Source organism: Enterococcus sp. R12 (assembly GCF_058135755.1).
On the sequence record NZ_CM176874.1, the window covers coordinates 2,040,322 to 2,063,632 of the forward strand.

The following is a 23,311-nucleotide window of genomic DNA, read 5'->3' on the forward strand; positions in this document are numbered from 1 at the left end:
TGTTTTTTGCGCTGTTCATTCCATAGTGGCTAGTTATTGGAACGTTTTTTTAATGGTGTATAGGTGAGAGGTGCAACTGTTTAGATTGATGAATGAATAAAACTTTTGTGCAAAGGCATTAGGCGTGCCGCATCGGGCAAATGTTTCCGCATCTTCTTTCGTTTCGAACTTGGTGATGTCCGCCCAAGTTTCTCCATCTACTAATAATTCAAACGAAAGGTATCCTCTTTGTTTGGAAATGTATTCTCGGTTTAATTGTTCAACGACACGAACAAATTCCGCTGTTGAAACGCCTTTTTTTAATTTGTACGAATTATGAAAAGCAACCTGTGCCATCGGGGCTTCCTCCTTTTAGATTCCATCAAGTAATAGAGCGTTAAAAAAAAACTAACAGTTCTCCATTCAACCGTTCAAATGACTTTTTTAACGTCCGTTGTATTTCTACCCTGTCCTTTCTTAACAGTTGCAACAAAAAGTCCGTTCAGCAGGAGAGCATTTGGTACTAAAGCGAGCACTCAAGAACTTCCCCCAATAGTTTGTCGTGGGGAACGATCAAACATTTCTCCATTGCTTTCCAGTAACTTTCATACAACTTTTTTTGAGCTTTGCCATAATTTTCTTCGCTATCAAACTCCCAATAGTGAGCATATTTCACACATTTTATGACTCTCGTCAATGGATCTGGCAGGCGACCTTCCTTGATGGTCCTCATTTCTTTGATGTAATGGGTTCGTTTCATTAATCGAAAGAACAAAACCCCCTCCATGGCCTTCATTGCCTCTGTTGCTTCCTGCATGACTGCTTCAAAGGTCTCAACACTACTGGGTTTCACTTGATAGATACTGATTTCTGAAAACACCCCGACCGCTCCTTTCACTTGTGATTTTCTTCTCAATTATAGTATACCAAGTTTACGTCGTTGATAGTTTGGTCATTTTATTCATTTCTCATTTATCTTCCGTTTATTATTGATTTAGCCTCCTACCTGCGGGATCAAATTGCTAAATTATAATTTCATAAAAGGCTAGCAGCCGAGCTTTATCAGTAGGTCACCTGCCTGCCATAGTCACAAAAGGGATCATTAAGCTTTCGCCTACAAAAAAAGCAATCAACTTTTGACAGCAGACTGCTTTTTCTTAACGCTCATTAGTGCAAAAGGAACGGTTTTAGCTCTGTCTCGATAAAGTCGATGCGATCAAAGACAGTTGGCTTAAAATACGCCGTAATGGCGATAACAGTCTCTGATTCGGGATCAATATAAAGGACATTTCCACTATTGCCGATGGCGGCATAGGTGCTTTTCTCAGCATCCAAGATCCACCATAAATACCCATAACTCATATTTTGAAATTTCTCTATGTTTGTCTCTAGCGGATTGACCATTTCAGTGAGCCATTGTGAAGAAATCACTTGTTGTCCTTGATGGATGCCTTGGTTCAAGCATAGCTCACCGATTTTGGCTAAATCTTTTGCTGAAAGACAAAGCCCGTAACCTGCAGTGCCAATATTTAAAGGATCGCAAAACCAAACCGGTTTTTTTGGTGCCTTGCTCATCGTAAAGTGCTTATGCTCTTGTGCCGTTTCCGCATAATAATTGGTCAGTTCGGCTACACCAAGAGGTCGAAATAAATAATGGTTCGCATAATCAACGGTCGTCATTCCAGAAGCTTTCGCTAACAAACCAGTGAGGATCTGCAGACAAACGGTTTGATAATTGAATTCATTTGTCACCCCTTTTCTTCCTCCCAATAAATCAAGCGAGGCGCTGGTCCAGTCGTCACTCGAACAAACCTTTGTCCATGGATCACCTTTGCATTTATACGGGGCTCGCATCGTTAATAGGTGTTTGATCGTAATATCCTGAATCGTTTTTTCGCCCCGTTTTACTTGATAGTCTGGAAAATAATCGAGGACTTTGTCATTGACATTCCTGATGAGGCCTTGATCGATCGCTATCCCAACTAGTAGAGAAACGATACTTTTCGTAGCGGACATAAGGTGGCAAGTATCCTCTGGCTTATACTCATGCCATTCATCCGAGTAAACTTCCTTTCCATTTTGGTAGGCAGCAATTTGGCAAATATTAGGCTGGTTTTTACTGATACATGCATGCAGTTCTTGTCTATTCATTTGTGAAGCCTCCCTTCAAAGATAAGCATAATACCATTAAAAATTGTTTTCAATGTTATTTTTAAAATTGTTTTTGAAGGGTCTTTTAAAAGTCTATTAGCGATGAATACGCAAAAAAAAGCCCTCAATGATAGAGGCGCCTTACTTAAAACTTTCGAATATCGATTTTTGATTTCTATCCAGATTTTTTGAGAGGATCGTTATCAGCAATTCTTCTAATGCGGAAACAGTGGCGATGGTCCCCAAAATTAAGACAACAATTTTTGCAGGACTCACCATGAGCAGCAATGGGTAAATACCTAAAAGAAAACCGACTGCTTTGTTGAGCCATGTATGCAGACTACTAAAAGACCGATATTTTACATAGCCAATCAGATAACTGACAAAACGAATCATAGCAATCACTAGTAGCCAGACCCAAAGCGTATGTACCGCCAACAGCTGTGGTAGAAAAGAAAGAAAAACTGCGAGAAAAAAGCTTACATCTGCGAAACTATCTAGTAAGGCACCCACCTCACTCGTAAGATTCATCCTTCTTGCAAGCAGCCCATCGACGAGGTCGCTTAAAAAACAATAGGAATAGAGCAGCCAAAACCAGCCAGACATTGGCTGAAGGAATAGTAAAAGTGGTGCGAGAATCAGTCGAGAAGTGGTAAGGATATTGGGTAAATGATTCATTTGTTCTCCCTGCATTTCATTTTCTTCACAAATTTTGAAAACCTAAGATTATTTCACGTACTTAAAAGAAGTCCAAAGACTTTTAAACGTTTTTTCTTTTGAGCGACCTACAAGTCCTGATGCGAATGTTTCAAATCTGGTCCTTAGTCTTCCTTCAACAATCGTATCCGATCCGTACTACCTGGTATCCGATTCTGCACCTTTGTCCATCCCCCTGCTTGGTACACTTCATATTCTTCAAAGCGGCAAGGAAGACCTTTCGCATGAGCGATATCACTTGTGTCCATCACTTGAAAATGCAGATGAGGCGAAGTCGAATTTCCTGAATGGCCAACGTTTCCGATCACCATCCCTTTGGTGATGTTTTGTCCTACGGAGACAGTGACAGATCCTTTTTGCAGATGGACAAATGCCATATAAACGCCCTCAGAAGCTTTTATCACAATGTAGTTGCCAGCTATTTGTTGATAATCATCTTTGTGTTCATTAAAAAATAAACCATTTTTTACAGCGATCGAAAAATCTCTGATCCAGTGAACGATTTTCCGTTCCCGATAGCCATCTCTTGCAACAATTACTTCGCCATCACAAGGCGCATAGATTTTTTCGCCCCAACAATAACAGCTCTCCAGCGGAACCCCTAAGAAGAAATAGCTCAGAAAGCTTCGACTATGAAAAGCTTTGGTTTTCCCCTCAAAATTAACTTGTAAAAAATCAAAGGCATAACGCAACCCCATTCGATCGGTACCATGGCTAGGAATCTTCTCGGCTGGTGTAGTCGGCGCAAGCCACTCACCTCTTAAGGGGAATCCAATGGTTATCGGCTGCTCTTTCATAAGGCTTTCTCCTTTTTGGATCACATGATCTCTTTTATTTTGAAATGACTATCAATCGCGCGGCACTCTATACCCGTGCTTTACTCCTTTTCACTATAGGTCACCTAAGGCTTTTTTTCAACTCTAAAAAAGTGGGCTAGCGGGCGTGCCTATCAAAAAAACACCTCAATCATGTAGTGATTCCAAACTGTTAGACCAAAAATTCTAACTTTTGAGCGTCGCTTCATGGATGAGGTGTTCTTACATTTTATTTTTTTGTAGCTCTTGGCGGTGACGACTAATCCATCTAGCTATCGTCTGACAAAATAACATTTGTCCCCCCGCTACTGTTTGCGCTCCACCAATCGATAGTAGACTCTTGCGGTGATGAAATACACCAGCAGATAAATCATTGTAAACAACAGGACAGAAATAATCGTTACCGTGATCAATAAGTTACGATCCGTCAGACCAAAAAGAATCAGTAATTTTCGAATCATTGGTAAAGCAAACGCCAAATGGATGATCGCTGCCACCAAAGGAAATGAGAAGATCATCAAAACTTGCTGCTGGATCACTTGCTTGACTTCCTTATGGCTTAACCCAACTTTTTGCAAGATCTCGAAACGTTCTTTATCCTCCATCCCTTCGGAAACTTGTTTATAATAAATGATCAATGCAGCAGCTAAAATAAAGATCACACCAAAAATCAAGCCTAAGAAGAAGAAGCCGCCGGTAAAGGTTTTTGTCTCCACTTCAAAAAGATCTTTTGATTCAACGCTCGCCTGAGCATCTGCTGCCAGAAGTTCGCTGCGAATCTCTTTTGCGATGGCTTCGCGATCGCTTGCTTCTTCTGTTTGAAAATTAAAGACTGTTGTTGTCACTGGTTGCTGGTAAAGTTGAAACTCTTCGTTTTGATACCAAGAGCTTAGCTTTTCGGCAAGCCACTGATCATCCGCCACGAGAACAAGATGCTGAACGGGGTTTTCTACTTTCGTGAATGTTGGCAGTTCTTTCAATTCCCGCAAGCGAAATTGACGATCATCGATCGTCGTCTTTTCTGGTAATGCTTGATGCGTCCAGGTGGCGGGAAAAACGAATAGTTCGTCGTCAGCGGGTCCTGTTTTCCCGGTGATTTCATGGTATTCAGAACTGGTAAGAAAAATAAGATACACGGCTTTATCTAAACTACCGCTATTTTCTTCAAAAGTGGTTGAGGGAACAAAATTTGGTTCCTCAAAGGTAAAAAGCAACGGTCTTGTTGTAGTGACTTGTTGGCGCTCTTTGATCGTTAGCTTCTCTTCAAGTCCATCAATTGCTGTGTTGATTTGCAGGGAATCAGCCGCTGACTCAATTTGAACATCGTAAGGAAAACGGGTTTCGATCACATTCTTTTGTCCAAAATAAAGACTGGCGGTCGTAGCAACGGTCACTAACACCATCGTTGATAAAATACAAATACTTGCTAAACCAGCCGCATTTTGCTTCATCCGATACAACATGGTAGAGACATTGATAAAATGGGTCGTTTGATAATAATAGGTCGTTCGTTTTCTTAAAAACTGCAAAGCTTTGATACTGCCCGCAATAAACAACAAATAGGTAGCCAAGATTACGAGGACGACGGCGACAAAGAACAGGCCTAATGCACTGATGGGCGACTTGATCGTCACAGAGATCGTATAGCCTGCCACTAAGCATAGGACACCTAATACTGCCAAAATACCTTTTGCTCGTGGTTCTTTTTCATTTCGCTTGCTTCCCTGCAGTAATTGAAGTGGATTGGTTTTGCGGACTTGCAGTATGTCAAATAAAAATAAACAACCAAAGACGAACATAAAATACAGGATCACCAAGCCAATGCTCTCAAATGACAGTTTGAAGACAAAGAACTCGCCTACGGCTAAGATTTTCTTCAGTATCAAAAATCCTAATCGTGCAAACAATAAGCCACTGATCAGTCCGGCGGCAAGGCTAATGAGAAAACTGTAAAAGAGTTCCCAAAAGACCACGAAGGCGATCTCACGTTTTCCTAGTCCTAAAACATTGTAGAGACCAAATTCTTTTTTTCGCTGCTTGATCAAAAAGTTATTGGTGTAAAAGGAAAAGATCGCCGCAAAAATCATGAGGATGATATTTCCTAAACGAAACATGAAGATGGCGCTTTGACTACTAGGAAGTTCCTTCATTCCCGGATTGTTCACGATGATTTGCGTCATCATCAAAACAGCCACCAAGAAACTCATGGATAATAAAAAGGGTGTGTAAGCTTTGGCATTTTTACGCAAATTGGAGAAGGCGATTTTTTGAAAGAACATTGGTTACTCCTCCTTTGCAAAGACAGCGGTCATTGTTTCGGCTATTGCTTCTAGAAAAGCGGTATTGCTGCGATCCCCTCGATACAGCTGGTGAAACACATACCCGTCTTTGATAAACAAGACGCGTTGTGCGCGACTGGCTGCAATCGAACTGTGAGTGACCATCACGATCGTCTGTCCATTTTGATTGATCTTTTGAAACAATGTCAGTAGTTGATCAGAAGTTTTCGAATCCAGCGCTCCGGTTGGCTCATCTGCTAATAGCAGTTCTGGTTTTGTGATGATCGCTCGTGCGACAGCAACTCGTTGTTTTTGTCCGCCAGACAATTCATACGGATAGTGCTGCAATAAATCGGCGATCCCTAAAGTTTGTACGATGGGCTGAAGCTGCTTTTCCATTTGTTTGACGGAAACTTTCGATAAAACTAATGGCAATAAAATATTGTCCTTTACCGAAAAGGTGTCCAATAAATTAAAGTCTTGAAAAACAAAGCCTAAGTGATCCCGTCGAAAACTCGCTGCGTCTTTTTCTTTGATCGTGGTCAGATCGATGCCATTCAGCTGCATTTCACCCGCTGTTGGTTGGTCTAACGTCGCCATCAAGTTCAGCAACGTACTCTTTCCCGAACCTGATTCCCCCATGATAGCGACATATTCCCCTTCTTCTACCATAAAGGTAATATTTTTCAACGCTTCAACGGGTTGTCCGTTCAGCTGGCTTTGATAGATTTTTTTTACTTGTTGTATGTTTAAAAGTGTCATCTTGTTCCCTCCTTCCTTTTTAGAATAAGCTGACTGGCAGAAAAAAGCGACTTACAATAAAAACCGCAAACTTACAGTGTTGAAAGTTTGCGGCTATCGGTTATTTGTGGTGGGAAAATGAAGTGTGACGATGGTTCCCTGTCCCACTTCAGAATCAATCGCTAAACGGCAGCCGATTTTTTCAGCCGCTTGTTGACTCATATATAAGCCTAGCCCGCTCGCTCGTTGCTGAAAGCGACCATTTTGTCCCGTATATCCTTTCTCAAACACCCTTGGCAAGTCTTCCTTACGAATACCAATGCCGCTATCTTGAATCACTAAGGCATTGTCTTTAGTGAAAACGTTGATGCCACCAGTTTCGGTATACTTCAAGCTGTTGAAAAGAACCTGTTCAAAAATAAAAACGAGCCACTTTCGATCGGATGTCACCGTCAAATCCACCGCCATGTCCAGTTGCAGATTCTTTTTCGAGAAAAACAAGGCATACTTTTTGATCGTTTGACGAACGAGGGGCGCTAAAGCAATCGACTCAAAGACAAAATCTTCATTCGCTAAATTTTGTCGTAAATAATTCAACATCATTTGCAAGTAATCATTCACCTTAAATAATTCCGCTTTGACCTCCGTCGGTGACAACGAATCGCTTTGGACCAAAAGATCCAGCGCAGCTAGAGGCGTTTTGATTTGATGAAGCCACAAGCCGAAATCTTCATAAATTTCTTCATTTTTTAACGCTGCCTTGTAATCAGAAGTGGTTTTTTCTCTTGCCAATTGTTTAAGAAGGGCTTGGTATTCGTCTTCTAAACGATTTCGAGTGGCAGGCAAGAACGCCAACGCCGCTTCCGTCATACGTTCTTTTCTTAATAAATGCTGCAGCTGCTTTCTTTTTTGTGCGTAACGAAAATAATGAAAAAGGGAAAGTCCCCCTAAGATCACCCCTGAAAAGACCACATAGTCAATGAAGGGCTCCAACGAAAGGCTGTGGAGAAAGAATAGCCCAAATAGGCCCGCACTAAACAGCAGGTAAACGAGATAAAACTTTCCATAAAGGACGAAATATTCTTTCACGTTAGTCATAGGCGTGTTCCTTTTCTATCAAATACCCTTTATTCTTTACCGTCTGGATCAAATCGGATAGTTCGATCTGGCTTAATTTTTTTCGCAAGCGGGTCATATTGACCGCTAATGTGTTATTATCGATGAATTCTTCACTATTCCAGAGCATTTCAATGATGGTCTCTTTGGCTACGATCTTCCCTCGATGCTGCAAAAGCAAGGAAAGAATCCGAGCTTCATTTGGAGACAGTGGCAACTGTTCCCCCTGTTTTTTTAATACATTTTCTGTGGGATAAAAGGTTACTTGCCCTATCTCAAAGGTCAGCGCTTGTTGGTGGCTATACTGATAGCTGCGCCGCAGCAATGCTTGGATTTTTGCCAAAACGAAGGCTAAATCAAAGGGTTTTGTTAAATAATCATCTGCTCCCATGTTCATCGCCATGATCTGATTCATCTGTTGATCCATCGACGAAAGGAAAATGATCGGCACTTCTGACTTCTTGCGAATTTCTTGACACCAATGATACCCGTTGTAATAAGGCAGCGAAATATCTAAAAGAACGAGATCCGGTTTGATCTCATGAAACTCTTGCAAGATGCTAGCAAAATTCTTCGCGGAAACACATTCGTACCCCCATTGCTGCAAATATTCTGCTAGAACAGAGACGATTGTTGCATCATCTTCAACAAGATATATTTTTTGCATGTCTTTCTCCTCTCTGTTGATTAATCACTTGCTTCTTTACAGACAGTGTACCAGAAAAGAAAAAGAATCGTCTAGATGGGGGGAACCTTTCAAAGGGCTGTTTTTTTCCTCAATCCTCTGCCAATCGAGCAAGAATTTCTTGGTAACGCTGTGTGGCAAAGGGACTGATATGCCCTTTTTGGCAAAAATTCAGTTTCCCCAGTTTGGGTACGACCCGTTCTACGATGACATTGCCATTTTGAACTTTCGATTCAAACTGCTGCAAAGCCTCCAAAAATCGTGCGTCTTTTCTGGCAGAAGGATAAAAAGACAAGACATACAGATAATAAAAAAGATTGTATCCTCTAAAGGGATATTCTGTCTGCATAAATAATGTACCCATCCCATAATGACAGGGACTGATTGGCTGACGGATCTCCCAATGAGCAAGCAAAAATTCGCTTGATTGCTTAAGCGTTTCCATCTGTTTGCGATCATGAGTATATCGAAAAGCATCAAGGACCGTTAACGTCGTCATTGGCGTGGAAAAGTGGGTCTCAGGGCCGCGACCAAAACTATACTTATTGCACTTCCAGCCGCCATCTGCTTCCTGAGTAGCAAGAAAATAGTGAAAGGTCTGTTGCAGCCGCTGGTCCCTTGTGTAACCAAGAGCACACAGCGTTCGCAAAGCCAACGCCGTATGACATGGATAGATCCCTCCTGACGGAGAAATTTTAAATCTGCCGTCTTCTCTCCATCCTTGAAAGATTAATGCGGCTGTCTCTTTTAATAAGTTCTCCTCACGTGACATGCCAAGTTCAAGTAAATAAAGAGGACTTTCTAAGGTCGTAAAGGGTGCTCCTTTTAGTAATTTATGGTCTGGCGTCGACCATAAATCGGCGCCATGATCATATTGATGGGAAATGATTGCTTCGATGTCTTGCTGAACCCTCTGATCCATATTGATCTTCCTCCATCTCTTAAGTGTCGTGCAGTCAACCAAATAATCCTCATTGACCCACGGTGCACTCGCTTCTAGAATGATAAAAATTCAAACGTTTTTTAACACATGTGTTAGATTTTTGTTTTTGAATTGTCCAAATGAATTTTAGGAATCAAATAGTTTTTTTCCAAACGGACGTACTTTAAAAAAAGAGTGTTCTAGTTTTCCTGATGACAGGTTCGAAGAAAGTTTGTCTCTGAAATCGCATGGTTATACGAACCCCACAATGAAAGATCACCTGAATAGGAACACGCTCACGCAACAAGTTCATGCCACGCTCTTTTAGTTTAAGGAATCAGGCATAATGAAATAGTTCAAAACGAATGCCTTCTGGGCTTTCAAAGAATAAGGCATAGTAATTAGGGGCGATGCGCTCTTTGTATTCCATTGGTCGATCGTGAAGGATCTTTACCCCTAAAGCTTTTATTTTGGGAAAGATCGCATCTACGACTTCGCGGCTTTCCGCCTTAAATGCTATGTGTTGAACAGAGCCCGGTTTTCTTGAATCGATTTTCTCGTTCTTCCATTCTTTTCGTGGGGAACAAATGCCGAAATCAAATGAATCGCCTATATATTCTACAACTTCCATATCGGCATGTTCTAAGTACCCAGAATATTTCTTCTGAAGGTCAAAACCTAATTGTGCAAATAATTGATCATAAAAGCTTTCTGCTTTTTTTACATCATTGACTGTGATTTGGATATGGTGAAACTGAATGTTCATATTCGCTCCTTTCTGGCTAACAAAATAAGTGTTTCAGGAAGAAAAGCCGCTTGCGGAAGTTTGATTCAACTAAATTAGCTAGGAAGCTCACTTAATGTAGAAATCACCTTTTCCATTGCCGTTGCTACTTCTTTAGGCAACTTATTATAGCCATCATTTTCTGTCTCTTGAGCCAAAATAAAGTCCAGCCGACCTTGCATCCGCTCTCTTAAATGAGCCACATAGGAGGCATCTTGAAAATCGACTTTAAAACCTGTTACTGGCAGGAAACTCATTTCGGTGATCCCGCCGAAATTTTTAAATTCAGCCTCGCCTTCCACAATTTTTTCAATCGATGTCAGCGTAACTTCAGGCGTGACTTTCTTGCCTTTGTAAAAGCCTGTATTTAGAATATAACAAGCCGTTTGGTTTTCTTTAAACAAGTGCATGAAATGGGCAAAATCTTCCCCTAAAGGATAGACTCTAAATGGATTGGCATAAGGTTCGATGACCAGTTTATCTATATCCGTGGTCTCGACAATATGTTCAGCTGTCGTGCGCTTCGTAGCTAAGGTCAAACCAAAAACAGCGGCTAAAATCGGATCGTCAATTTTTACTACCGGAGGCAGCGTGTCATCTTTCATGATCCAACATACGGCATCGATCGGCGAATCTAAATGGTCCACCCGATTAGGTGTGACATATCGTGATTTGACGGTTCGACCATTCCCATTACGAATATCTTGGGTCACGAGGACCTTTTTTCCTTTCTCGTCTAAAGTAACCCCAACATTTTGACAGGTGATAAAGTAGCGGACATTTGGGTTGGTTAATGGATAGTCTTGCGTTTTATCAAAATAAGAAGGCTCCAGAGCAGTAGATGCACCATTTGTTTGATTAATCACAAACGCATCGTCATGCAGAACCTTGATCTCATATCTGCCATCATGTTCTGCCAATGTGATAGTCGATTTTCCTGATCCTGAAAGACCAAAAGCAGCCATCGTAAATGTTCGATTCGGTAACTGATACTGCTTCATTCCCCCATGACACGCCACAAAGCCATGGCGATGCGCGGTAGCCCAAGCCAAAGTTAATGTCGCTTTTTTCAATTCACCAAAATAGTTTAAACCTAAGACTGCCGCAACATTGTGTTCAGGATCAAAAAGAGACAGTCCATAAGGAAAATCAGGATGAGACCAATCTGGATCAGCGTACAAAAAAATGTCCGTCTCTGGATATTCTTTGGAACGTTGGTACCTTTCTTCCCATGATTTCGTCATCAATTGAAAATTCAACAAATAAGAGTAAAAGTTGGTTTCATAGTGCTCTGGTATCAACAGGTGAGCTTTGACCATAAACGCTTCATCTAATCCTACAACAACTTCACCACCATAAAATTGCTTGCGGGTTCCTTGGTATAAGGCATCTCGCAAAATGTCTTCATATAATTCTCGCTGGATTCCAGGATGCCCGATGATGCGTCGAGCTGCCGCTGTCCGTCCAACCACTTTTCCGTCATTAAACACGATGACTTTTGCATCCTCTGGTAGTCCTAACTCCTTGGTGTGTATTACCGGCATATCCGTAAGAATAGCGCCAGAAGATTCTTTTGCTAAGTGATAGGCAGTGGCTAGATCATGAATCCAAGTGACATTGTTCCCATAAAAAGCTGACTCTATCAACACTTTAAAACTAGACAAATGCGTATTTTGCGGTGTAATCTCTTTGTGTGAAAATGCACGAATCGTTGCCATGTGCAATCCCTCCTAACAAAAATTTTCCATTCACTACGTTTATTATAATACTTTCTAATCACCACACGCCATATTTTTATACACATTAACTATAAATTGCCGACAAACCATTTTGTTAAAGGATTTGGCTGTCTGCATATTTGTAGCTTCACTGCTTTTTGCATTGATTTTCTCCCCGCTCATCATTAGTGAGAAAGAACAAAAAAACTGGAACAAAAAAGAGTGTCTTTCTGTTCCAGTTTCTGGTTTTATATTTCATCCATTCCAAACGTTACAATCGACGTAATTAGATAGACAGATGGGTTATAGTTGCTTATTTCTCAATTGACTCGCCTTCTCTAGTAACTTTGTTATCGTAAGACTTTATGACAATTACCATAAAAAGAACTCACGGTCAAAATCACTGAAAAGAACTCGTTTTTCTTAACGACGTTCTAACAACACGACACACTCCACATGGGTCGTTTGTGGGAACAAATCAACAGGTTGGACTTCTTTTGTCACATACCCTTCTTCTTCAAACAACGCGAGGTCACGAGCCAAGGTTGCTGGATTGCAGGAAATGTAAACGATGCGCTCTGGTTTAACTGCAGCGGTCGTTTCAATAAAGCTGGCATCTAAACCTTTGCGAGGTGGATCAACGAAGACGACCGTCGGTTGAATGCCTTCACGTAGCCATTGCGGCATGATCTTTTCGGCTTTACCGATAAAGTAATGCACGTTTTCGACACCATTTCTTTTGGCATTGGCTTTGGCATCGTTCACTGCTTCAGGAATGACTTCCATCCCTAACACTTCTTTCACGCGATCAGCCAAACTGATTCCGATCGTTCCGATTCCTGCATAGGCATCCACAACGATATCATTTTCAGACAGTTGTGCCATCTCGAAGGCGGTTTGGTACAAGACTTCTGTTTGCGCTGTGTTGACTTGGTAGAAAGATTTCGCTGAGATTTGGAAGGTTTTGCCTAATAATTGATCATCGATCGATGACTTGCCATACAAGACACGCTCGAACTCGCCCATGATCACATTGGTTTTTTCTTCATTGATGTTTTGAATGACAGAAACAACTTCTGGAATCTCTTCGTGGATCACTTCCGCGATCTCTTCTCCCTTGAAGAATTTCGGTTTACGTGTCACTAATACGACCATCATTTCACCTGAGTGATGCCCACGACGAACGACAATGTGGCGTAAGAACCCTTCATGGGCTTCTTCATTGTAGGCTTTGACATTGAAGCGCTGCAAAATATCTCTGACTTTGATGATTGCTTGATCGATGTTTGGATCTTGAATATAAAAGTCTTCGATCGGTACCAGAGTATGGCTGTTTTTGCGGTAAAATCCAGTCGTTAATTTTCCATGAATCTTTTGCACAGGGATTTGCGCTTTGTTGCGATAACCAAATGGTTTTTCCATTCCGATTGGTGCATTGACCTTGATTTCAGGCAGTTTGGCGATTTTAGCCAAAACATTCTCTACTTGCTGCTGTTTGAAGACTAATTGTTTGTCATAGCTCAAATGACTCAATGGGGCGATCCCGGTGCGCAACAATGCTTCATTCGGTAATTCTTGCCGATCAGGACTTGCTTGCAACAGTTTCATCACTTTGGCAAAACCAAATTTGTTGCCGACTTTCAATACTTTGACTAAGGCACGTTCATTTGGCAGGGTGTTTTCAATAAATAATAAGTAGCCATCGACTTTAGCGATCCCATTTCCTTCATGGGAAAGGTCCAAAATATCGACTTCAAGTTCCTGATTCTTTTTAACAGGATAATTTTTCATAGATTTCTCCTTTGTGCTTACTTTCTCCATTTTAAAAAGGAATGGTCGAAATTGCAAGCGCTGCTTATTTTAACGGTTCAACAGATCGGGTAGACGTGCAAAAAAGAACCGAAGGAGGGAAATCGGCTGATTGCTTTTCTAGGGTTTGCGGCGAAGAGCCGCTGCACCACAGGAGCAATCCCTTTTCCATCCTTCGGAAAATCGAGCAGATCAGAAGTTGGTAAAAACCTTGATCATTGTTTATTTGTCAGCTGTTTTTTTCTTTTTCTGTGATTTTTCCCGTTCGCTCTTGTTCAAGATTTGTTTTCTCAAACGAATGCTTTCTGGTGTTACTTCACAGTATTCGTCATCGTTCAAGAACTCCAATGATTCTTCTAGTGAAAGGATTCTTGGTTTCTTGATGACAGATGTTTGGTCTTTCGTCGCTGAACGGACGTTGGTCATTTGTTTTGCTTTCGTAATATTGACCGTTAAGTCATTGTCACGAGAGTTTTCGCCGACGATCATTCCTTCATATACTTCAGTACCTGGTTCAACGAAGACCGTTCCACGTTCTTCAATACTCATGATTGAGTAAGTCGTTGCTTTTCCTGTATCGATCGATACAAGTGCGCCGTGGTGGCGTCCGCCGATTTGCCCTTGAATCATTGGCAAGTATTGGTCGAAGGTGTGGTGCATGATACCGTAGCCGCGAGTCATTGATAAGAATTCTGTCGTATAGCCGATCAAGCCACGAGCTGGTGCTAAGAAAATGATCCGTACTTGTCCATTTCCTGTATTGATCATATCTTGCATTTCTGCTTTACGAATCCCTAGTGATTCAATCACTGAACCCATGTATTCTTCTGGTGTGTCGATTTGCACTCGTTCAAATGGTTCGCATTTCACGCCATCAATTTCGCGTTCGATAACTTCTGGACGAGAAACTTGCAATTCAAAACCTTCACGACGCATGTTTTCGATCAAGATCGACAAATGAAGTTCGCCACGTCCTGAAACAGTCCAAGAATCTGGTCCGATTGGTTCAACACGTAGAGACACGTCTGTTTGTAGTTGCGCCATCAAGCGTTCTTCAATTTTACGAGCGGTTACGAATTTCCCTTCACGACCTGCAAATGGTGAGTTGTTCACGACAAAGGTCATTTGTAACGTTGGCTCATCAATGTGTAAAACAGGCAATGAATCTTGGTGATCGATCGGTGTGACTGTTTCACCAACGAAGATGTCTTCCATCCCAGAAACAGCGATCAAATCGCCAGCTTTCGCTTCTTGGATCTCTAAACGTTTCAAACCGAAGAAACCGAATAATTTTGTGACCCGGAATTTCTTCACTTGGCCATCAAGTTTCATCAAAGCAACTTGGTCACCAACTTTGATCGTTCCACGGAAGACACGTCCGATTCCGATACGTCCAACGTAGTCATTATAATCAAGCAACGATACTTGGAATTGCAATGGCTCATCGCTGTTGTCGATTGGCGCTGGAATATGTTCGATGATCGTATCAAACAATGGTGCCATCGTTTTTTGTTGGTCGGCAGGATCATCTGATTCACTTGAGGTCCCGTTGATCGCTGAAGCGTAGATCACTGGGAAGTCCAATTGGTCATCGTCTGCACCTAATTCGATAAATAGTTCTAATACTTCATCTACCACGTGCTCAGGACGAGCAGATGGTTTGTCGATTTTGTTAACAACAACGATTGGGACTAAATGTTGTTCCAACGCTTTTTTCAATACGAAACGTGTTTGAGGCATCGTTCCTTCATAAGCATCAACAACTAAAACAACACCATCGACCATTTTCATGATCCGCTCTACTTCACCACCGAAGTCCGCGTGTCCTGGGGTATCCATGATATTGATTTTGGTTCCGTTGTATTCAACCGCTGTATTTTTCGCTAAGATCGTGATACCACGTTCTTTTTCGATCGCATTTGAATCCATCGCCCGTTCTTGTAATTGGGTATGGCTATCTAACGTTTGGGATTGTTTCAATAATTCATCAACTAATGTAGTTTTTCCGTGGTCAACGTGGGCAATAATAGCGACGTTGCGGATATCATTTCTAATATTCAATTTATAAACTCCTTTTTTGGTGACATTGCACTCGACAAGCCATTATACCAGAATTTCTTTCTGAAATATAGTGCAAAGTTTTCATTTTTACAGAAAAAACCAGATATTCAATAAATATCTGGTTTTTTCTTATTGATTGACGATCGCCAATAATTCTTCAAAAGCTTTCGGTGTACCGCCTACGAACAATTCCCGTCCATTCAAGGATAGCGGCTCTCCTTTGATGTTTGCCATTTTTAATCCAAGGGTTTCTAACAAAACGCCCCCTGGCGCATAATCCCATGGCGCAAGATGAGAAAGATAGCCTGCTCTTTGTCCTTTAGCGAGGGCAATCAGCTCTACCCCAGCACAGCCAGTCATACGAATGCCTAATGCTTTGTCACTGACCTCGGTTTCGTGGTGGCGGTTATGGATCAACATGGGTGAATTCAAGCCAACGAGACCTTCGGATAAGGCAATATCTTTCGGCGGTTCGATCTTCTCGCCATTGTTATAGACACCAATCTCTGGACCACCCCATAAGAATTCATCTTTCATAACATTATAGACAAAGCCAAAGCGCCCTTTGCCCTCTTCGTAAATCGCGATCATGATACAAAAGTTTTCTTTTTCTAACACGAAATTCATCGTTCCATCGATCGGATCAATGATGAAGACCCGCCCACTCATGTCGGCAAGTGTGTCCAGTCCGTTTTCTTCACCTAAAATTTTGGCATCCGGATCATAGGATTGGATCTTACCAATCAGAAAATCTTGCGTGGCTTTATCCAATTCTGTCACTAAGTCTTTCCGTCCTGATTTTGTCTCGACCACTAAGTCTTCTTTATTTAAATTGTCTTTGATCGTTTCACCTGCAGCGATCATCCACTGGCGAACTTCATTAACGATTTCATGCATTCGTTGATCTACCCTTTCATTTTTAGTTTTCCCTCAGTCTTTTTCGCTGCCTGCACAGCATGGTACAGCGAATAGCCTGATAGTTCTTCAAATTCTCTGCCTAAACGGCGTTCCTCGCCAATGCTAGGAACGACTTTCTTAAAGGCTTGATACGCCTCAAGAAACGTGCTACTAGGAAGGCCTTTTTCATAGGCTTGTTCTAATCTTTCCCACATCTTCATGACGACGACCATTTCATCTGTCGACCAATCTAAGTCAAGAGGATATTGATAATCCCGCATATTACCACTCCTATTCATCTTATTCAGTGTACCACAAAATTGAAAATAGGTCAGAGCCACCGCTGCAAAAAAGGTACATCCTAGCAATGAATGTACCTCTTGTATACAAACTATTGAGATTTTTAGAAGCTGAAATCCATGAATCTCAAATAAGAAGGAAATTCCTTTGTTCTTTCAACGAGATTGCTTATTAAAAGATGACCGATTTCAAAAAGGTTCGTCTAGAAAAGCCTGCAAAAACAAAAAATTTTTAATGATAGTAATTGATTTCCACCACTGTTTACTTATGAAAAACTCTGGGTAATCCGTTCCCCATTGCCATGGAATGACAAATGATCCATCTTCTTGTTGGTATTTTAAAATTTCTTGGGCTTCTTTTTTACATAATTCTTCACTAAAGATCCCAAGCAGCTGCTCTCTTGTAAAGAAAAAATTTGAAGGTTTGCTGACATAAGACGTGAACCACTCTTCTGGCTCGTTTGAGACAGTATGGCGAATTTGCTGGAATAAGATCTCGCGAAAGCGGTCATTTGCTATAACAGGCTGATACTGGATTTCTTCACAGTCTTGTAATAATTCTAGATAGACGACTAATGTGTGCATTTCACTGGTTGGCTCCTTAAGGAAACTTGCAACTGCTGTTTCGACGATTTCTTGTGCTTTTTGATAGAGGGTAGCTTCCCCTGTTTTTAAGATCATACCAGCTAGACTTACTGTTGGGTTGTCTGCTGGCACGCCTACAGGACTCTCCCACCAAATCACATGCGGATAGGATACCGTTGACGGCACTTGGTTGAACCATTTCCCTTCAGAAAACTCTTTTCCACTAGCTAAATACCTTAAAATCCCTTGGACTTGTGGATTTGTCGAATGAAGGCATTCAAGCTCTCTTAAAATTCGACATGCCTCCCACACTGCAATCGGTGTACTGTTGGGATTCCAATGATCAGGTTCCAAACCATGCCCATACCCACCATCTTCATTTTGGTAGAATTGCAACGCCTGTAATACAGCCTCGCGAGATCCATTTTCAAAATGATACTGCCAACGAGCAAGGTCTAAAGGGCGCGCGTTTTTGTAAATAAATTTTCGAGCATTTTCGAATGCTTCCACATCTTCGCCTCCTTTGGCTTTCTTTCATTATCTCTTACTTTCCTAATGATTACAACGCTTACATCAATACCATTTCTCTGAATGACCATTCTCAAAATAGCTTCTTGGCATTTTTTAAGAAGCATACTTTTGGTGTTTCTCTTTGCATGATGTTACAGTAAGAATAACAAGAAAAAGGAGGAATTCTCTTGCGTTTAGAAAACAAAAAAATCATTGCCTTAGTCGACAATGATTTCGAAGATTTAGAACTGTGGTACCCGGTCCATCGGTTACGGGAAGAAGGCGCGCAAGTCGATTTAGTCGGTGAAGAAGCGCATAAAACGTATATTGGCAAATACGGTGTACCCGCAGAATCAGCCTATGCTTTTTCTGATATTCATGCCGATGACTACGATGCCATCTTAGTTCCAGGTGGTTGGGCGCCTGATAAATTACGTCGTTTCCCAGAGGTCATCTCTTTCGTGCAAACGATGGACAAAGACGAAAAAGTCATTGGTCAAATCTGTCATGCAGGCTGGGTCTTGATTTCTGCGAATATCCTGCAAGGCAAGACGGTCACCAGTACACCAGGCATCAAAGATGATATGACAAATGCTGGAGCCACATGGGTGGATACACCTGTGGTTACGGATGGACATATCGTTTCCAGCCGCCGTCCTCCAGATCTACCAGACTATATGCGGGAATTTATCGCTGTATTAGAAAAGAAATAGTACCCGTTAATCAGATTCAAAAGAGTTGCGACCGAAGCAAATACGGCCGCAACTCTTTTTTCTACCTAGCGATCATTCGCTTAGGATCGCTAGTTTCTTGTTGCTTTTAGGGATTTTTTTCACACCGATAAAGGTCAATGCAGCACCTAGAACGGCAAACCCAGTCCCAATCAAAAGCATTTCCCAAACACCGAAGCTTTGGATCAGCATCCCGCCCAAAAGATTGCCAATCACGCCACCGATCGTGGTAGCAATGATAATAATCGTTTGTCCAAAAACCCGATCTTCATCTGCCAAACTATGGTTGAACAAATAAGCTGAAGCTGGAATAAACAAAGCAAAACTAACCCCTTGCATCAAATGGCTCAATTCCATCAAGATAATGGAGCTGATCAACAGCATCAGCACCCCACGAATGGCAAAGGCAACACTGGAAAACAACAGCCAAAAACGGCTAGACCGTATCCTCACTAACTGTTCAAAGAAAATCATGCCAGGCAATTCGCATAACGCCGCAACCATCAGGGCGATGCCAACTTCCTTACTGCCACCGCCAATATCGGCAAAAATTTGTGCCAAAAAGCTGTTGATCATCGTGTGGAAGCTGAAAAGAAAGCTAAACCCGACAAAGAGAAAGAGTAAAAAAGGATATTTCTTCAAAAAGGCACCTGAATGACTTTGTTCTGTAAGCATCACGGGCATTTCTGGCTTCTTGATCGCTGGCAGCAAAAGCAAAATAATGAGAAACAAAACGGCCTGCCCGATAGCGATCATTGGCAAAAGGGCTGCCGAAAACTCCTCCAAGAGCTGCCCCAGTAAAAAGGAGGTCCCCGCAAATCCTAGTGACCCACCCGCACGCGAAAAGCCAAAATTGATTTTGTTGCCGCTATTCGTGTATTCAAACGCCAAGGCGTTGAGAAAGGACTGCATGGAAACGAGCAAAATCCCTCCTAAAACATAGGTCAGTATTGAGAATGCAGGGAAAATCACACCTGCTAAGAGCACCGCGACCACGCCGATTGTCATCGTTTTCAAGACAACGATCAGCGGTACTTTACTTTTTTTGATAATGATTTGACTGATGAAGGGCTGCAAAATCGTAGACGCAATATTGACTAAGGCTAAAATACCGCCAATTTTTGCTGGATCGACCTTGAAATAAATCAAAAAAAGGGTCGCAAAGCCATAGATTGAGCAAAACATCATCCAATAAAGAAATTGCAAACTTGTGTAGTAAAACCGAATCCTCTTGTCACTTGCATGATTACGCATACATCCCCCACCTTATCCATATTCCTTAGCAACTAAATATAGCATAGAACCGATGGATTTACTATCCTTCTATCAACAGAAACCGCAATTTTATTTGAAACACTAACCGACAACAAAAAAGCGCAGCATAGTATCCTGCGCTTTTCCTACTGCTTCAACTATTTAGAGCTGTTGGAAGGCTTGCGTGAGATCTTCCAATAGATCGTTGATGTTTTCCAATCCAATGGATAGGCGAATCGTCTCTGGACGAATTTTGGCTGCTTCAAGTTCTTCTACGCTAAGCTGGGAATGGGTCGTCGAAGCTGGATGGATGATCAAGGACTTTGCATCCCCGACATTTGCCAGCAAAGAGAAGAGCTTGGTTGCGCCACAAAAGGTTTTGCTTGCTTCTGCCCCACCCTTTAATCCAAAGGAAAAGACGGAACTGGTCCCTTTGGGGAAATACTCCTGCGCCCGTTCAAAATAGGGGCTGTCCGGCAGTGTTGGGAAATGAACCCAAGAGACTTCCGAGTGCTTGGCTAAAAATTCAGCAACTTGTTGCGCATTTTCTACATGACGTTCCATCCGCAACGAAAGCGTCTCGATGCCTAACAGCAACACCCATGAATTGAAGGGAGAAATCGCAGCGCCTGTATCTCGTAAAAGAATCGTTCGTGCCCGAGTGATATAGGCAGCGTTACCAGCGGCTTCTACCCATGAGATTCCATGGTAGCTATGATCGGGATCGACCAGCTTGGGAAATTTGCCATTTGTCCAATCAAAGTTGCCGCTGTCGATAATAGCCCCTCCCAAAGCAGCACCGTGACCACCGAGGTATTTTGTCGTGGAATAAACGACGATGTCCGCCCCATGCTCAAATCCTCGAAACAGATAGGGAGTCGCAAAGGTATTGTCAATGATGAGGGGAATCCCTGCTTCATGAGCGATCGCTGCAATCTTTTTAAAGTCGGCAATATCAATATCTGGATTGCCTAAAGACTCTAGAAAAACTGCTTTAGTATTTTCTTGGATGGCTGCTTTTAGTGCTGCCAGATCTTCACTATCAACAAAGCTTGTAGTGATGCCAAAATCTGGCAACGTATGAGCGAATAAATTATAGGTCCCCCCATAAATTGAAGCAGCAGAAACGATATGATCTCCTGCTTGTGCAAGATTTAAAATCGCATAGGTGATCGCTGCTGAGCCAGAAGCCGTTGCTAACGCACCGACACCGCCTTCTAAGAGGGCTAATCGTTCTTCTAGAACAGACGTTGTCGGATTGGTAATACGGGTATAGATATTGCCATTCTCACTAAGACTAAATCTCGCTGCCGCTTGATCTGCGTCCTCAAACACATACGATGTGGTTTGATAAATGGGTACGGCGCGACTCCCTGTGGTAGGATCTGGTGTTTGTCCTCCGTGTAATTGAATCGTCTCAAATCTTTCTGTCATACTATTCCTCCTTAATAATACAAATAAAAAAGCCCTCTGATATCGAGATATCAAAGGACGTGTTTACGTGTTACCACCTTTATTCAAGCAGACTTTCCAGCATGCTTCTCAGCAAGTACGCGACAAATTAACGTCGTTATACTCTGACGCGATAGCGGGCGCACCCGGATCTTCTTATCTTTCGTACAAGTTCAGAAGATCACCTCTGAGGCCATTTTCGATTGATTCTACAAGTTCTTCTTGCACCCTACGAAGACTCTCTAGGCTTGCCAAATCAATGTACTTTCCTCATCAACGGTTGAAATATTAAGAGCATCGTATCATTTACAGAAGATTCTGTCAATAACTTAGGATCGCTTTATTTTTGGTGATAAAAAAACTCGTTCACCAAATGATGAACGAGTTTCAAAAAGCTTAAATGTGGATTGGTAAACCTAGAGCTAACTCAGCAGCATCCATTGTGATCTCACCTAGAGATGGATGTGGATGGATGGTTAACGCGATATCTTCTGCGTTCATGCCAGATTCAATAGCAAGAGCAAGTTCTGAAACCATATCGCTTGCTCCTAAACCAGCAATTTGCGCACCGATGATCACATTGTCTTCAACCGTTGTTACTAAGCGAATGAATCCTTCGGTTTTTCCTAGAGATAACGCACGACCGTTACCTGAGAATGGGAATTTGAATGCTTTTGCTTCAATTCCAGCATCCTTGGCATCTTTGATCGTCATACCGACAGAAGCCAATTCTGGGTCAGTAAAGGCAACTGCAGGCATCGCTTTGTAATCAACGGCAACTTTTTTGCCAGAGATTGCTTCAGCAGCGATTTTTGCTTCGTAGCTGGCTTTATGTGCTAATGCAGCACCAGGAACGATATCACCAATTGCGTAGATGTTTGATACGTTGGTACGGCCTTGTTTGTCAACCGTGATCAATCCGCGTTCGCCTACTTCAACACCTGCTTGTTCCAAGCCCATGTCATCAGTATTTGGACGACGGCCAACAGTAACCATCACGTAATCAGCAGTAACTGATTCTTCTTTACCATCTACGGCATATTTCACAGTTACGCTGTCGCCATTGTCAATTGCTTCTTTCGCCATTGCGTTGGTAACGACTGTTACACCTTTTTTCGCAAAGTCTTCTTCAACCAATTTGACCATGTCTTTTTCATAGGTTGGCAAGATTTGAGGAGAACCTTCAAGGATCGTTACTTCTGCACCTAGGTTTGCATACGCTGCACCTAGTTCAGAACCGATGACACCGCCACCGATAACAACGAATTTTTTAGGAACTTCTTTTAATGCCAATCCGCCAGTTGAATCAAGGACACGTCCGCCGAATTTGAAACCAGGGATTTCAATTGGACGAGAACCTGTTGCGATGATTGCATTGTTGAAAGAGTAAGTTTGTGCTGAATCTGGGTGGATGACACGCAATGTGTGATCATCAACGAAGAAAGCTTCTCCTTCAATTGTTTCAACTTTATGTTTTTTCAATAGGAAACCAACACCAGAAGTTAACGTTTTAACGACTTTGTTGTCTTTCCATTCTTGTGTTTTGGTAAAATCAAGGGAAACATTTTCACTTGTTACACCAAACATTGTTGAATCCAAAGATTCTTGGTAATGATGACCTGCAGCGATCAAGGCTTTTGAAGGGATACAACCAACGTTTAAACAAACGCCGCCGATGTATTCTCTTTCAATGATTGCTACTTTTTGTCCCATTTCAGCAGCGCGGATGGCAGCTACATAGCCGCCAGGTCCCGCACCGATTACAACTGTATCTAATTCAACAGCAAAATCTCCAACTACCATTTG

At 42.0% G+C, this 23,311-nt stretch carries 21 protein-coding genes and 1 other annotated feature; of the genes, 1 reads left to right on the plus strand and 20 read right to left on the minus strand.

Going from position 1 to position 23,311, the window contains the following annotated elements:
- Positions 1–33 precede the first annotated feature (33 nt).
- The 17 genes from ACTW1R_RS09450 to ACTW1R_RS09530 form a co-directional block, all read right to left on the minus strand.
- Complete coding sequence (locus ACTW1R_RS09450) at positions 34–336, minus strand: antibiotic biosynthesis monooxygenase family protein (RefSeq protein WP_016611095.1); 303 nt, start codon at positions 334–336, stop codon at positions 34–36.
- 166 nt (positions 337–502) lie between these two features.
- Positions 503–877, minus strand: a complete 375-nt coding sequence (locus ACTW1R_RS09455; RefSeq protein WP_016611094.1) for a hypothetical protein — start codon at positions 875–877, stop codon at positions 503–505.
- 269 nt (positions 878–1,146) lie between these two features.
- Positions 1,147–2,130, minus strand: coding sequence for a serine hydrolase domain-containing protein (locus ACTW1R_RS09460; protein ID WP_016611093.1), 984 nt, complete (start codon positions 2,128–2,130; stop codon positions 1,147–1,149).
- Between the two features lie 141 nt (positions 2,131–2,271).
- Entirely contained in the window at positions 2,272–2,823 is a 552-nt protein-coding gene (locus ACTW1R_RS09465) for a CDP-alcohol phosphatidyltransferase family protein (protein ID WP_123833709.1), read from the minus strand.
- Between the two features lie 128 nt (positions 2,824–2,951).
- A complete protein-coding gene (locus tag ACTW1R_RS09470) occupies positions 2,952–3,644 on the minus strand; it encodes a M23 family metallopeptidase (RefSeq protein WP_034858573.1) in 693 nt (230 codons plus the stop codon).
- Positions 3,645–3,967: 323 nt separating this feature from the next.
- Complete coding sequence (locus ACTW1R_RS09475) at positions 3,968–5,941, minus strand: ABC transporter permease (protein WP_118215122.1); 1,974 nt, start codon at positions 5,939–5,941, stop codon at positions 3,968–3,970.
- A 3-nt stretch (positions 5,942–5,944) separates the two neighbouring features.
- Positions 5,945–6,703 (minus strand): ABC transporter ATP-binding protein, encoded by a 759-nt coding sequence (locus ACTW1R_RS09480; protein ID WP_005230082.1) that lies wholly within the window; start codon positions 6,701–6,703, stop codon positions 5,945–5,947.
- Between the two features lie 93 nt (positions 6,704–6,796).
- Positions 6,797–7,780: a sensor histidine kinase gene (locus tag ACTW1R_RS09485; protein ID WP_074932632.1), complete on the minus strand. Its 984-nt coding sequence runs from the start codon at positions 7,778–7,780 to the stop codon at positions 6,797–6,799.
- A complete protein-coding gene (locus ACTW1R_RS09490) occupies positions 7,773–8,465 on the minus strand; it encodes a response regulator transcription factor (protein WP_010749609.1) in 693 nt (230 codons plus the stop codon). The genes ACTW1R_RS09485 and ACTW1R_RS09490 overlap by 8 nt, the downstream gene beginning before the upstream one ends.
- 109 nt (positions 8,466–8,574) lie before the next feature.
- A complete protein-coding gene (locus ACTW1R_RS09495) occupies positions 8,575–9,405 on the minus strand; it encodes a prenyltransferase (protein WP_142974087.1) in 831 nt (276 codons plus the stop codon).
- A 337-nt stretch (positions 9,406–9,742) separates the two neighbouring features.
- Positions 9,743–10,171 carry a VOC family protein gene (locus tag ACTW1R_RS09500; RefSeq protein WP_270290263.1) on the minus strand — a complete coding sequence of 143 codons (429 nt, stop codon included), beginning with the start codon at positions 10,169–10,171 and terminating at the stop codon, positions 9,743–9,745.
- A gap of 74 nt (positions 10,172–10,245) precedes the next feature.
- The gene (locus ACTW1R_RS09505) at positions 10,246–11,907 is read right to left on the minus strand and encodes a phosphoenolpyruvate carboxykinase (ATP) (protein WP_375826580.1); all 1,662 of its coding nucleotides are present in this window, start codon (positions 11,905–11,907) and stop codon (positions 10,246–10,248) included.
- A gap of 423 nt (positions 11,908–12,330) precedes the next feature.
- Positions 12,331–13,698: a 23S rRNA (uracil(1939)-C(5))-methyltransferase RlmD gene (gene rlmD / locus ACTW1R_RS09510; RefSeq protein WP_167821938.1), complete on the minus strand. Its 1,368-nt coding sequence runs from the start codon at positions 13,696–13,698 to the stop codon at positions 12,331–12,333.
- 240 nt (positions 13,699–13,938) lie between these two features.
- Positions 13,939–15,777 (minus strand): translational GTPase TypA, encoded by a 1,839-nt coding sequence (gene typA, locus ACTW1R_RS09515; protein ID WP_016611080.1) that lies wholly within the window; start codon positions 15,775–15,777, stop codon positions 13,939–13,941.
- A 129-nt stretch (positions 15,778–15,906) separates the two neighbouring features.
- Positions 15,907–16,674: an inositol monophosphatase family protein gene (locus ACTW1R_RS09520; RefSeq protein ID WP_016611043.1), complete on the minus strand. Its 768-nt coding sequence runs from the start codon at positions 16,672–16,674 to the stop codon at positions 15,907–15,909.
- An 8-nt stretch (positions 16,675–16,682) separates the two neighbouring features.
- A complete protein-coding gene (locus ACTW1R_RS09525) occupies positions 16,683–16,955 on the minus strand; it encodes a UPF0223 family protein (RefSeq protein WP_008381425.1) in 273 nt (90 codons plus the stop codon).
- Positions 16,956–17,162: 207 nt separating this feature from the next.
- Complete coding sequence (locus tag ACTW1R_RS09530; protein ID WP_375826581.1) at positions 17,163–18,068, minus strand: hypothetical protein; 906 nt, start codon at positions 18,066–18,068, stop codon at positions 17,163–17,165.
- 188 nt (positions 18,069–18,256) lie between these two features.
- Here ACTW1R_RS09530 and ACTW1R_RS09535 point away from each other — a divergent pair, with 188 nt between their 5' ends.
- Positions 18,257–18,781, plus strand: a complete 525-nt coding sequence (locus ACTW1R_RS09535) for a type 1 glutamine amidotransferase domain-containing protein (protein ID WP_005230058.1) — start codon at positions 18,257–18,259, stop codon at positions 18,779–18,781.
- Between the two features lie 72 nt (positions 18,782–18,853).
- Here the strand turns inward: ACTW1R_RS09535 and ACTW1R_RS09540 are convergent, their stop codons facing one another.
- The 3 genes from ACTW1R_RS09540 to lpdA form a co-directional block, all read right to left on the minus strand.
- Positions 18,854–20,053 (minus strand): MFS transporter, encoded by a 1,200-nt coding sequence (locus ACTW1R_RS09540; RefSeq protein ID WP_218212533.1) that lies wholly within the window; start codon positions 20,051–20,053, stop codon positions 18,854–18,856.
- Positions 20,054–20,215: 162 nt separating this feature from the next.
- The gene (locus tag ACTW1R_RS09545; RefSeq protein ID WP_375826582.1) at positions 20,216–21,487 is read right to left on the minus strand and encodes an O-acetylhomoserine aminocarboxypropyltransferase/cysteine synthase family protein; all 1,272 of its coding nucleotides are present in this window, start codon (positions 21,485–21,487) and stop codon (positions 20,216–20,218) included.
- 50 nt (positions 21,488–21,537) lie between these two features.
- Positions 21,538–21,791 (minus strand) — a binding site (T-box leader).
- A gap of 110 nt (positions 21,792–21,901) precedes the next feature.
- On the minus strand, positions 21,902–23,308 hold the full coding sequence (lpdA, locus tag ACTW1R_RS09550; RefSeq protein ID WP_005230052.1) for a dihydrolipoyl dehydrogenase: 1,407 nt from the start codon (positions 23,306–23,308) through the stop codon (positions 21,902–21,904).
- Between the last annotated feature and the right edge of the window lie 3 nt (positions 23,309–23,311).